The organism is Klebsiella sp. KPN54798 (assembly GCF_021184225.1).
In the GTDB taxonomy this organism is placed as follows: domain Bacteria; phylum Pseudomonadota; class Gammaproteobacteria; order Enterobacterales; family Enterobacteriaceae; genus Klebsiella; species Klebsiella pneumoniae.
Genome location: NZ_CP089234.1, coordinates 4614101 through 4625844, shown reverse-complemented (window position 1 = coordinate 4625844; position 11744 = coordinate 4614101). Strand labels below are relative to the sequence as shown.

The following is an 11744-nucleotide window of genomic DNA, read 5'->3' as shown; positions in this document are numbered from 1 at the left end:
TGCGGGGCGGCAGAATTTGAAGCATCCCACACTTTTGCCAGTTTGGTGAAAAGTGCAATTTTTGTCGCCATTCATCCCTTCTTTTTCCCCACTGACTTATCAAAAATGCAGAAAAGCACTTTTATTAAACAAAAATTATACAAATAATTAACCCTGCAAGAGTGAGACATCCCTATGAAGACACAGGTCGCGATTATTGGCGCGGGCCCCTCCGGGCTGCTGCTGGGGCAGTTGCTGCACAACGCCGGGATCCATACCGTGATCCTTGAGCGTCAAACGCCGCAGTATGTGCTGGGGCGCATCCGCGCGGGAATTCTGGAAAGCGGCACCGTCGATCTGCTACGCGAAGCGGGCGTGGCGCAGCGGATGGATGCCGAAGGCCTGGTGCATCATGGGGTGGAGTTTCTGTTTGACGGCCAGCGGGTGCCCGTCGCACTGAGCGAGCTAACCGACGGTAAGAGCGTAATGGTTTATGGCCAGACCGAAGTCACCCGCGATCTGATGGCTGCCCGGGCCGCCAGCGGCGCGCCGATCGTCTATGGCGTGAGCGAGGTGGCTATCCATGACGCCAAAAGCGACCGGCCGACGATCACCTACCTCAGCGAAGGGGAAACCTGCCGTCTGGAGTGCGATTTTATTGCCGGTTGCGACGGTTTCCACGGCGTATCGCGGCAAAGTATTCCAGCTGGCATTTTGCAGACCTACGAGAGCGTGTGGCCGTTTGGCTGGCTAGGCCTGCTGGCGGATACGCCGCCGGTCAATCCGGAGCTTATTTATGCGCACCATCAGCGGGGGTTTGTATTGTGCAGTCAACGCTCACTGACTCGCAGCCGCTATTATCTGCAGGTTCCGCTGAGCGATAAGGTTGAAGCATGGTCGGACGAGCGCTTCTGGCAGGAGCTGAAAAGCCGCTTGCCGGAGGAGCTGGCATCCAGGTTAGTGACTGGTCACTCACTTGAGAAGAGCATTGCCCCCCTGCGTAGCTTCGTCGTGGAGCCGATGCAATATGGGCGGTTGTTCCTGGTGGGGGATGCGGCGCATATCGTTCCGCCAACCGGGGCGAAAGGATTAAATCTGGCGGCATCGGACGTGAACTATCTGTGGCGGATTCTGCGCGAATACTACCATCGTGGCCGCAGCGATCTGCTGGCGGCCTACTCGCAACTGGCGCTGGATCGGGTCTGGAAAGGGGAACGCTTTAGCTGGTTTATGACCCGCCTGCTGCATGATTTTCCGGATCAGAACGCGTTCGACGCTAAAATGCAGGCCGCCGACCGCCGCTACTATCTGGGCTCGCGCGCCGGGCTGACCACCATCGCGGAAAACTACGTGGGCTTGCCCATGGAGCGTGTCGCCTGAATTAAGAGGAGTCATCATGCCGTTCGTTCAAACCGTGCCCGTATTTAAGCTGTATGGCGAAGAGTGCGGCTGGCCGACGCCGGACCTGCTGCACTGTGAGTCGATTTTACAGCGCAGCAGCCTGTATCAGTGGCATATTCGCGTCCATCAGCATGCGGAAATGGTCCAGCTTCTCTATCTGCATCAGGGGCGGGCGGAGATCGAAATTGAAGGCGCCACCGCGGTGATGACGGAGTCCTGCATCCAGGTGGTTCCCGCCCTCTGTATTCACGGGTTTAATTTTTCACCCGGGACGCAAGGGTTTGTGCTCTCTCTGGCGCTGCCGCTGCTGAGCCGGTTTGAAAATCAGTTCGGTCGCCCTCTGGATGTGCTTAGCGTGCCGCAGTGTGTGCCGGTGGGCCGTTCTCGCGGGCGCATGCATACGCTGTTTTCAGCGCTTCGCGAGGAGTACTGCGAAGAGCACGATGCGCGAGAAATGATGCTCTATTCGCTGCTGGGGACGCTGTTGGTCTGGCTGAACCGACAGTGCCATCCCGCGTCCCCCGCGGAAGATAAAGCGGAGCGGAAGCGCAGCATGATGCGCCACTTCGCCCGCCTTATCGAGAGCCACTACCGACAGCATCTCCCGTTGGCGGAGTATGCGAAGCTGATTGGACTGTCGGTTACGCACTTAAATTATTTATGTCGTGAGTTTTATGGCTGTAGCGCTCTTGGAGTATTGCACCAGCGGTTGATGCTTGAAGCGCGACGCAATCTGCAGTACACCCGCATGACGATTACACAACTCTCTGATTATTTGGGGTTTAGCGATGCAGCCTATTTTTCGCGTTTTTTCCGTCGCTATAGCGGTATGTCACCCAAAGCATTTAGAGAAACAATTAAAGATAATGCTTCATAATGTTCAGTATTGAAATTATTTTTGCTAAATAATGTTTTTATCTTTTCTAATTTATTAGCGCAGGAACGTCTGTGTTAATATTAATCGCAAGTATACACGGCAATAATATTTTACACGGTATGACCACGGTTCGGTCGTTACGTATATCGTGTGCGCAGGCCATGAATATGATTTTAATATTCATCCAGGAAATGATATGGCGATAAAGTCGCTCGCCGATCGTTTGCAGGCAAGCGAAGGAACTTCGACAGGAAGCGGAGGTGTTATGTTACCAGGACAAGGTAAGTTTGGCGTCGTTATTAGTAAAATTCCCGTCATGCAATCAGGGTTAAAGGTGATCTTCAATGAGAACCTCCCTGATTACGAACTGAGTTTTTGTCGTTCTCATGATGAGCTCACCCTTTTACAACTGCGGCGGGCGGTGCTGGTTGTCGCGGATATCTCCGGCGAGATTGCGCACCCCGAGCCGTCTGCGAGCGTTATTACTCCCTCATGACTCAGTACCGTGATATTCACTGGGTTTTTATGGTCAGCGACAGCCTCTATCCGTTGGCCGTTGAGCTATTAATTCGTCCTGAAAGCTCGTTGATCTCCGAGAGCGAGCCGGTTAACCGGCTGATTGAGGTGATTTGCGCCGGTAGCCGTGCGGCTGAACAGATTAGTCGTACGCTGTTTGCCGGGGATGAGGACAGCGATTTCGCAAGCTACCACTCTGCGGCGATGCTCACTCTTTCAGAGCGTAAAGTTCTGCGCCTTCTGGCGAAGGGGTGGGGAATAAACCAGATCGCCGCGCTGTTGAAAAAGAGTAATAAGACGATCAGCGCGCAGAAAAACAGCGCAATGCGTCGCTTATCGCTACGCAGCAACGCTGAAATGTATGCCTGGATCAACAGCGCGCAGGGAATGCAAGAGCTGAATATCAATTCAGCTTACGGGGAGCAAATGGAATGGAAAAAAATAGTACAACCCGCCATGTCGCCATCGTAGAAAAATGCGTGATGACGGAAATGGCATGGCGCTATATCTTTAGTCGTGAAGATAATCGCCGTTATCATATTCATCTGTTTAAAAATGTCAGTATGCTCAGGGCGGCGGAAATACCGTTTCCCTGGTCAACCATTATTTTTTCTCTTTCGGGAAGTCGTTCTTCACGAGCCGAGAGTCTGCTCTTTGTTCATGAAATGGCGCGGTGCCGGCCGGAAGTCCAAACGATTATTCTGGCTAATAATGAAAGTGAAATGCACCTGATCGGCCATCTTATGCCGGCCTGTTTGCACGGCATACTGAATAAATCCGCGCCGCGACGCGGGCTACAGGAGTGTTTGCTGCAGCTACTGGACAATCATCATCTCAGCGGCAGCGAACAATTTTGCGACAGAGAGGCGTGCAACGATCCGCTAAGCCCGACGGAGCACGCCATCCTTCGGTATATGTCGTGGGGATATTCGCTTTCTGATATTGCGATACAGCTCAACCGGAATATTAAAACGATCCGCGCGCATAAGTTTAACGCCATGACCAAGCTCGGAGTTCGCTCAGACATTGGTTTATTAAACGCGGCGGATATCCTGTTGCATTTACCGCTCAATAGTACGACCAGCGCCGTTAAACAGGTAGCGTAATGCGGCTATAAACACACATCTACCCATGTTGCATCGGTGAGCTGCGCCATGCGTTCTGGTTCAATGCGAACCGCGCTATGGATGGCTCCCGCTGCGGGTAGTACTTCCTGATAATGTCTGAGAGAGACGTCGCAGTAGACTGCCAGCGGATTTTCCAGACCAAACGGGCAAACGCCGCCGACCGGATGACCGGTCCAGGTAACCACTTCATCGCTGCTTAGCATGCGTGCTTTCGCGCCAAAGGTCTCTTTCAGCTTTTTATTATCCAGCCGCGCATCGCCCCTGGCGACGATCAGTACAATCTTATCTTTGATCTTGAGCGACAGCGTTTTGGCAATTTGCCCCGGCTCAACGTTGTGTGCGGCAGCGGCAAGTGCGACGGTGGCGGTACTCTGATTTAACTCAATAATTTCGATATCGGGGGCGTGTTCGGCAAAAAACTGCCGTACAGACTGCAGACTCATTGGATTCTCCTGATTTAAGCCTGGTTAAATCTGTCACAAGCCTGGCGGAGTGTAAATATCAGCGCGGACAATCCAGATTCTTTCTATTTTGTCGATCTCCTTCACAATCGCCGTAACCGGTTACTGTAACCGGTTGCGGTTATCTGCATTGAGATGAATACTGGAACAGTCACTTCTCCTTTTATTTATAACAAAAGAGCCGTGTATGAATCGTTGCCTCATGAGCAGTATAGCCGGTTGCACATCCGCCAGCGGCCTGCTGCGTCAAAAAGCGGTCATCGTAACGGCAGGGTAATCGTTGTTGGGCCAGTATCAATAGCCTGTCAGGAGGGCTACTATGTCTGCTAACCATGCTGCGTTTAATTTGATATTTCGCTTTGTAGAAAATTACATAAGCCCCATAGCAGGGCGGATCTCGTCGCAGCGCCACGTCATGGCTATCCGTGACGGATTTATCTCAGCGATGCCGTTTATGATCGTCGGATCGTTCCTGTTAGTGTTTGCTTATCCACCGTTCTCACCGGATACCACCTGGGGTTTTGCCCGCGCCTGGCTGGATCTGGCGAAAGAGTTTGAGGGGCGTATTCTGACCCCCTTTGATATGACGATGGGGATCATGTCGATCTACATTTGCGCGGCAATCTCCTATAACCTCGGTAAGCATTACGAGAAATCCAATCAGCTCGATCCCTTTATGTGCGCAATGCTGTCGATCATGGCCTTTTTGCTGATTGCCGCGCCGAAGACCAATGGCACGCTGCCGGTGGATAGCCTCGGGGGGACCGGGATCTTTACCGCCATCCTGGTGGCGATCTACTGCGTGGAGATGATGCGTTTCTTGAAAGCGCACAACATTGGGATCCGCTTGCCGGATCAGGTTCCGCCGATGATCAAAAACTCGTTTGATCTGTTGATCCCGGTGCTGGTGGTCGTGCTGACGCTCTATCCGCTGAGCCTGTTTATCCAGCACCATTTTGACATGCTGATCCCGCAGGCCATTATGGCCATTTTCAAGCCGCTGGTTTCGGCAGCCGACTCTCTGCCGGCAATTCTGTTGGCGGTGCTGATCGGCCACCTGCTGTGGTTTGCCGGGATCCACGGTGCGGCGATCGTGTCCGGGATGCTGCAGATGTTCTGGCTGACTAACCTCGGTATGAACCAGCAGGCGCTGGCCCAGGGCGCGCCTCTGCCGCATATCTTTATGGAGGCGTTCTGGACCTTCTTTATCGTGGTCGGAGGTTCCGGGGCGACCATGGGACTGGTGTTCTGTTATCTGCGCAGCCGTTCAGCGCATTTGCGCTCCATTGGTCGTTTGAGCGTGGTGCCAAGCCTGTTCAATATCAACGAGCCGGTGATCTTTGGGACGCCTATCGTCATGAACCCAGTGTTCTTTATTCCGTTCCTGCTGGCGCCGATGGTGAACGCGGTGCTGGCCTGGGCGGCAATGAAGCTGGATCTGATTGGCCGCGTCATCTCCGTCGTACCATGGACGGCGCCAGCGCCAATTGGCGGCGCCTGGGCGCTGGGCTGGGATTTCCGGGCGGCGATTCTGGTCATTGTTCTGGCCTGCGTGTCGGCAATCATCTACTTCCCATTCTTTAAGGTATATGAGAAACAGCTGCTTGCTCAGGAAGCGGAAGAGGCCGAGCGGGCGGAGCAGGAGAGTCAACAGACCGCATAAATAGCAACGGGCGGTAAAGGCCGCCCGTTACTTTTCAGGTAAGTGGTAATTATTTAAGCGTACAGTCGCCGCACTGTTGGACATCCGGCAGGCGATAGCGCTGACAGCAGGTGCGTCGGACTAACTGCCCTTCACGCAGCATCACCGTTCGCCACAGCGGGTTATCCTGGCCATCGGCGAGTTGTTTTTCAAAAAAACAGTGCTGACGTAGCGCGGCAAGCCGCTCATCACCCAGCAGCGCGCGCATTTCCCCAAGATACCAGTTAATCAGATAGCCGGTATTGCTCCAGATAAGTTTGCTATTGATTTCGCCCGTCGCTGCCAGCGCCTCAACAACCGGCTGCAGGGTGCGCGTTACCAGGGCATCCATTCGCGCCTGCGGTGAAAGCCTCTCGATGTCGGCATCGCTATGCACATCAATCCAGAAGCAGGCCGCCCGGCCGCTTTCATGAAATTCGACATGGAAATGTTCTGGCGCCAGGCTGAGGCCTTGCGGTTCATTGAGCAGCGCCAGCATCAGCGGCGGCACCAGCAGACCGATATACCATTGCGCCCAGAGCGAGAGCAGAGGCTTCTGTTCCCGAGGCAGCGTCGGCTGATGACGATAGATATGATCGGACCAGGTGGCCAGCAGGGAGCGCAAGGCGATGGGTTGCGACCATTCGGCAAGCGTTAACGCGTGCCGTGGGGCGGGTTCGTCAAGTCGCAGGAAATCAAGCAGGTGTGGACGCAGGGTGGCGATTTTTTCCCGAATACTCTCCGCCAGGGCATGCTCAGCCGTCGGCAAAGGAGCCCGCCAGATAAGTTCATCGCTGAGAGGAAGGGAACGCCAGGCCATTCGATTTCCAGATACAAATCTAAATGATAATGATTACTGATATTAGTTGCTTGCAGGCGGCATGGCAAGGCTTTTATCGGCGCCGCGATGTCGCAGCGCGCGCAGGTCAACTGGCAAGAATAATGTTGCGGCCTTTATTTTTGGCCTCATAGAGTGCGCCGTCGGCACGCGCCAGCGCTTGTTCAATGTTGTCATTAATGAGCGGCGTCAGGCCAATACTGATGGTGACGTTGGTGGCGACGCTTTCATTAAACATATGCGGGATCTTCAGGTCATAGACCCGCTGACGTATACGTTCGGCTGTCTTCCAGGCCGTTTCTTCGCTGCTATTGGTCAGCAGCACCATAAACTCCTCTCCACCAAAGCGGGCGACAATATCGCGTGAGCGTACAGCGTTGCGAATGGCAGCAGAGACGCGAATAAGCGCCTGGTCACCCATCATATGACCATAGTGATCGTTATAGGCCTTGAAGTGATCGATATCGAGGAGCAGCACGTAGTGGTTGTCGCCGTCCAGCGCCAGCAGGGTATCGAGGCGGTTCTGCAGTCCGCGGCGATTATACAAACCGGTCAGGGGATCGAGCATACTGAGATCGTTGAGCGTATTGCGTTCATGCATCAGTTTATCCATTAAACCCTGCGTAAAGGCATCGCTGCGCTTCTGGATAATATTTTGCAGGGTAATACCGGCTATAGGCAGCATAAAGCAGTAAGTCATACGCAACCATTGTTCCCCCTCCGCCATTATCAGGCAGGCAAGGAAAGTTGGTAAAGAGTGGAGGGTAAAGGCAGTGATATTATTGGAAAAAGCGATGGTGCCGATAAACAGAATGCTTAATAGGGCGATCACCAGATAGTTAAAATGCGGCGGTGTCAATAGCATCGCTTTTGTCACTACGTGCCATGCCCATAGCATGCCAAATAACAACGAGATAGTGGGAATATTTATTTTCGATTGCGGCCATTTCCAGTGCCAGAGCAGCAGCAGCCCGCTGCAGACGACGATCAGGGCGCAGGGCAGCGTAAAACGAACTACCGTAAATAGGGGGGTGACCAGCGACAGCGAGGAAGAAATGAAATTAAGCAGTAAAAAAAGCCGTAAGGAATATTGATATTTTTGTGCGTAGTGTGCTCGCCAGGTTTGTGCAGTCATATCGGAAGAATCATTATTAGTCGTTAAATTTCAAAATGATGAAAGCCAAAAATGAAGAGTCTGATAACAATGTGCAAAAAAAGGTTATTTGCAAAATAAGCAAAATATTTAATATATATCGATAATCCGCTTAATTTATCACCTTCATGAATGTATGTCATTACCGCGAACGTAAAGAAAAAGGGGCAGAGCACGTCGCAAATGACAAATGATAAAGATTATCATATGATATTGGTTATCATTATCGTTGTAAGAGGTGAAACCATGCTGCAGCGAGCATTAGGAAGCGGCTGGGGAGTGATGATTCCCGGCGCGCTAATTGTCGCTCTCGGGTATGCCGGAGTGTCGGCTGACGTATGGCGGGTACTGGTCGCGGTGGGCATGCTGATGTCCGCGGCGATGATCTGGCATCGTCAATTGCGCCATTTTATCCTGCTGCCATCGTGTGTCGCGTTGATCGGCGGAATAATGCTGATGATTGTGGATATTAAACTGAGAGGATAATGCCGGGAGAGGGAAGAATATTGGTGCGAGGGGGGGACTTGAACCCCCACGTCCGTAAGGACACTAACACCTGAAGCTAGCGCGTCTACCAATTCCGCCACCTTCGCACAGTATTCTTTCTTTGGGATATTGCCTCGTTGGTGCGAGGGGGGGACTTGAACCCCCACGTCCGTAAGGACACTAACACCTGAAGCTAGCGCGTCTACCAATTCCGCCACCTTCGCCCAGTGCGAGCAATATCTTCGTGGATTATGGTGCGAGGGGGGGACTTGAACCCCACGTCCGTAAGGACACTAACACCTGAAGCTAGCGCGTCTACCAATTCCGCCACCTTCGCATACCATCGATACTCTGAAAGTATCGTTACCACGGAGGCGCATTCTAGTGGTTTTCGGCGACACGTCAATAGTTAATTATGCAGGTTGTATCGATTGCTGCAAAAATGGGCGAATTTGCCCGCGGGAAGCGCCAGCGGTACCAGGAGCGGGCCGCCGGCGTGAAAAGACGATTATTTTTTCGCCTGACGGGTCATGATGGTGCGATAGACCTTAAAGCGCCCGGTCTGGGCGATCACCTCATGGAAGCCGAACGTCTCATCCAGCACCTGCGGATACGGCAGGAAGGCGTTGGCGACAATGCGCAGCTCGCCGCCGCTGTTCAGATGGCGAACCGCGCCGCGGATCAGCGCCTGGGCGGCTTCGAGACTGGTCTGCAGGCCGTCATGGAATGGCGGGTTGGAGATGATCATGTCGAAGCGACCATTGACCTCGGAGAAGACGTTGCTGGCAAACACATCGCCAGCCAGGCCGTTGGCGGCAAGCGTCGCGCGGCTGGCTTCAACCGCCGGGGCGCTGACGTCGCACAGGGTGAGGCGCACTTTCGGTGAATGGCTGGCCAGCGCGGCGGCCAGCACGCCCGCGCCGCAGCCGACGTCGAGCACTTTCCCTTTGGTATGCGGCTCGAGGGTGGAGAGCAGCAGCTGGCTGCCGACGTCCAGACCGTCGCGGCTGAAGACGCCCGGCAGGGTTTTAATCGTCAGATTATCCAGTGTGTATTCGCCCCAGAATGCGTCGGCGTCGAAGGTCGGCTGCTTTTCCAGACGGCCATGATAGAGGCCACAGCGGCGGGCGCTATCCACTTTGTTTAATGGCGCGTATTCAGCCAGCATCTGCTCCGCGCTGCGGACGCCGCTGCGGTTTTCACCGACGACGAAAATGTCGCTTCCCACCGGCAGCAGAGAGAGCAGGTTCATCAGCTGGAACTGCGCCTCTGGTTTGTTCTTTGGCCAGTAGTAGATCAGGGTGTCGCATTCGGCGACGTCAGCGGCCTCAGCCACTAAGCTAAAACGGACGGTGTCACCCATCTGGCGGTTGAGGACCTGCCAGTGGTGGAACTGTTGGGTGTGGGCGCGGCTGGCCGCGGTATCCAGACGCGCAGGCAGGTCATCCTGCAGGTCACCGGCAAACAGAACGCGGGCGGACTCGAAATCATCACTGTGGCGCAGCAAGACTTCACTTGCCGGGGTAAAAGCGGACATGAAACACTCCTTCATTAAGACTGGCGCCGATTATAGTAGTTTGTTGGCGCAGATACGACGGATTTGCTATATTGCGCGCTTGTTTAACAGGAGTGTTTCGCTATGACATCCCGACGAGACTGGCAATTACAGCAGCTGGGCATTACCCAGTGGTCGCTGCGCCGACCGGGGGCGTTGCAGGGCGAAATCGCTATCTCGCTTCCTGAACATATTCGTCTGGTGATGGTGGCGGAAACCCCGCCGTCGCTGACAGAGCCGCTGATTGGCGACATATTACGCGCGCTGGCCGTGACGCCAGATCAGGTCCTGCAGCTGACTCCGGAGCGGGTGGCGATGCTGCCGCAGGACAGCCGCTGCAACAGCTGGCGGTTGGGCACAGAGGCGTCGCTGCCGCTGGCGGGCGCCCAGGTGTCCACCCCCGCTTTTGATGAACTCCAGACCAGCGCGCCGGCTCGCAGGGCGCTCTGGCAACAAATCTGCGCACATGAACACGATTTCTACCCTCAGCACGGCTGATTTAACCAAAGCCTGGCACATCGAAAAACGCGCCCACGCTTTCCCGTGGAGCGAACAGACTCTGGCCAGTAACCAGGGGGAGCGCTATTGCAACTATCAGCTGTCGGTAGATGGCGAAATGGCGGCTTTCGCCATTACGCAAGTGGTACTGGATGAGGCGACGCTGTTCAATATCGCCGTCGATCCCGCGTACCAGCGCCGCGGCCTGGGGCGAGCGCTGCTGGAGCATGTCATTGATGAAGTCGAAAAACTCGGCGTCGTCACGCTGTGGCTGGAGGTGCGAGCATCCAACGTTGCCGCCATCGCGCTGTATGAGAGCGTAGGCTTCAATGAGGCAACCATCCGCCGCAACTACTATCCTACGGCCGACGGACGCGAAGACGCCATTATTATGGCTCTGCCAATCAGTATGTAACACAAGGTGATACGATGAAATGGGACTGGATTTTCTTTGATGCCGATGAAACGCTGTTTACGTTTGATTCTTTCAGCGGCTTGCAGCGGATGTTTCTCGACTACAGCGTGACCTTTACCGCCGAAGATTTTCAGGACTATCAGGCCGTGAACAAGCCGCTATGGGTGGATTACCAAAACGGCGCCATCACCTCGCTGCAGCTGCAGCACCAGCGTTTTGACAGCTGGGCGGAACGTTTGAATGTGCCGCCCGGGGAACTCAACGACGCGTTTATGAATGCGATGGCGGAAATCTGTGCCCCGTTGCCGGGCGCGGTCTCGCTGCTCAACGCGCTGCAGGGCAAGGTCAGAATGGGCATCATCACCAACGGCTTTACCTCGCTGCAGCAGACTCGTCTGGAGCGCACAGGTTTACGCGATCACTTTGATTTGCTGATTATTTCTGAACAGGTGGGTGTCGCCAAGCCGGACGCGCGTATTTTCGATTATGCGCTGGCGCAGGCGGGTAACCCACCGCGCTCGCGGGTGCTGATGGTCGGTGATACCGCCGAGTCGGATATTCGCGGCGGCGTGAACGCCGGACTGGCGACCTGCTGGCTCAATGCGCATCAGCGCGAGCTGCCGGCGGACCTCGAGCCGGACTGGACGGTGACCTCGTTAAGCGAACTGGAGCAGCTCCTGTGTAAACACTGATTGCCTCCCCCCCGTTGATGGGTAAAATAGCCGCAATTTTTCGTATTCCACATGCGTGGCCCATG

At 54.5% G+C, this 11744-nt stretch carries 13 protein-coding genes, 3 tRNA genes and 1 pseudogene; 9 read left to right on the top strand and 8 right to left on the bottom strand.

Going from position 1 to position 11744, the window contains the following annotated elements; genetic code table 11:
* Nucleotides 1–174: 174 nt before the first annotated feature.
* The 4 genes and pseudogenes from pobA (at nucleotide 175) to bglJ (ending at nucleotide 3879) form a co-directional block, all read left to right on the top strand.
* Complete coding sequence (gene pobA / locus LPQ25_RS22230; RefSeq protein WP_004146953.1) at nucleotides 175–1359, top strand: 4-hydroxybenzoate 3-monooxygenase; 1185 nt, start codon at nucleotides 175–177, stop codon at nucleotides 1357–1359.
* A 16-nt stretch (nucleotides 1360–1375) separates the two neighbouring features.
* Nucleotides 1376–2257, top strand: coding sequence for a helix-turn-helix domain-containing protein (locus LPQ25_RS22225; protein WP_002887643.1), 882 nt, complete (start codon nucleotides 1376–1378; stop codon nucleotides 2255–2257).
* A 265-nt stretch (nucleotides 2258–2522) separates the two neighbouring features.
* Nucleotides 2523–3244: pseudogene (locus LPQ25_RS22220) on the top strand (helix-turn-helix transcriptional regulator).
* Complete coding sequence (gene bglJ, locus LPQ25_RS22215) at nucleotides 3205–3879, top strand: DNA-binding transcriptional activator BglJ (RefSeq protein ID WP_012737371.1); 675 nt, start codon at nucleotides 3205–3207, stop codon at nucleotides 3877–3879. The pseudogene LPQ25_RS22220 and the gene bglJ overlap by 40 nt, the downstream one beginning before the upstream one ends.
* A gap of 5 nt (nucleotides 3880–3884) precedes the next feature.
* Here the strand turns inward: bglJ and LPQ25_RS22210 are convergent, their stop codons facing one another.
* Entirely contained in the window at nucleotides 3885–4343 is a 459-nt protein-coding gene (locus LPQ25_RS22210; RefSeq protein WP_004151383.1) for a YbaK/EbsC family protein, read from the bottom strand.
* A 337-nt stretch (nucleotides 4344–4680) separates the two neighbouring features.
* Between LPQ25_RS22210 and LPQ25_RS22205 the strand changes: the two genes are divergently transcribed.
* Nucleotides 4681–6024, top strand: coding sequence for a PTS cellobiose transporter subunit IIC (locus LPQ25_RS22205; RefSeq protein WP_002887650.1), 1344 nt, complete (start codon nucleotides 4681–4683; stop codon nucleotides 6022–6024).
* Nucleotides 6025–6073: 49 nt separating this feature from the next.
* Here the strand turns inward: LPQ25_RS22205 and fhuF are convergent, their stop codons facing one another.
* The 3 genes from fhuF to LPQ25_RS22190 form a co-directional block, all read right to left on the bottom strand.
* Nucleotides 6074–6862, bottom strand: a complete 789-nt coding sequence (fhuF, locus tag LPQ25_RS22200) for a siderophore-iron reductase FhuF (protein WP_002887652.1) — start codon at nucleotides 6860–6862, stop codon at nucleotides 6074–6076.
* A gap of 106 nt (nucleotides 6863–6968) precedes the next feature.
* Nucleotides 6969–8015: a GGDEF domain-containing protein gene (locus LPQ25_RS22195; protein WP_002887653.1), complete on the bottom strand. Its 1047-nt coding sequence runs from the start codon at nucleotides 8013–8015 to the stop codon at nucleotides 6969–6971.
* Between the two features lie 23 nt (nucleotides 8016–8038).
* The gene (locus LPQ25_RS22190) at nucleotides 8039–8209 is read right to left on the bottom strand and encodes a hypothetical protein (RefSeq protein WP_004221147.1); all 171 of its coding nucleotides are present in this window, start codon (nucleotides 8207–8209) and stop codon (nucleotides 8039–8041) included.
* 70 nt (nucleotides 8210–8279) lie between these two features.
* Here LPQ25_RS22190 and LPQ25_RS22185 point away from each other — a divergent pair, with 70 nt between their 5' ends.
* Entirely contained in the window at nucleotides 8280–8519 is a 240-nt protein-coding gene (locus tag LPQ25_RS22185; protein ID WP_002887654.1) for a DUF1435 domain-containing protein, read from the top strand.
* A 21-nt stretch (nucleotides 8520–8540) separates the two neighbouring features.
* Here LPQ25_RS22185 and LPQ25_RS22180 read toward each other — a convergent pair.
* From LPQ25_RS22180 to rsmC, 4 genes are all read right to left on the bottom strand, one after another.
* Nucleotides 8541–8626: transfer RNA gene (locus LPQ25_RS22180), tRNA-Leu, on the bottom strand.
* Between the two features lie 31 nt (nucleotides 8627–8657).
* Nucleotides 8658–8743: transfer RNA gene (locus LPQ25_RS22175), tRNA-Leu, on the bottom strand.
* Between the two features lie 28 nt (nucleotides 8744–8771).
* Nucleotides 8772–8856: transfer RNA gene (locus LPQ25_RS22170), tRNA-Leu, on the bottom strand.
* A 171-nt stretch (nucleotides 8857–9027) separates the two neighbouring features.
* Nucleotides 9028–10056: a 16S rRNA (guanine(1207)-N(2))-methyltransferase RsmC gene (gene rsmC / locus LPQ25_RS22165; protein ID WP_004177499.1), complete on the bottom strand. Its 1029-nt coding sequence runs from the start codon at nucleotides 10054–10056 to the stop codon at nucleotides 9028–9030.
* Between the two features lie 102 nt (nucleotides 10057–10158).
* Here rsmC and LPQ25_RS22160 point away from each other — a divergent pair, with 102 nt between their 5' ends.
* The 3 genes from LPQ25_RS22160 to yjjG are packed head-to-tail and all read left to right on the top strand — an operon-like array spanning nucleotide 10159 to nucleotide 11679.
* Nucleotides 10159–10572 (top strand): DNA polymerase III subunit psi, encoded by a 414-nt coding sequence (locus LPQ25_RS22160; protein ID WP_004146046.1) that lies wholly within the window; start codon nucleotides 10159–10161, stop codon nucleotides 10570–10572.
* On the top strand, nucleotides 10541–10987 hold the full coding sequence (gene rimI, locus LPQ25_RS22155; protein ID WP_004146045.1) for a ribosomal protein S18-alanine N-acetyltransferase: 447 nt from the start codon (nucleotides 10541–10543) through the stop codon (nucleotides 10985–10987). Before LPQ25_RS22160 ends, rimI begins: the two co-directional genes overlap by 32 nt.
* A gap of 14 nt (nucleotides 10988–11001) precedes the next feature.
* Nucleotides 11002–11679: a pyrimidine 5'-nucleotidase gene (gene yjjG, locus LPQ25_RS22150; RefSeq protein WP_004146044.1), complete on the top strand. Its 678-nt coding sequence runs from the start codon at nucleotides 11002–11004 to the stop codon at nucleotides 11677–11679.
* Nucleotides 11680–11744 lie beyond the last annotated feature (65 nt).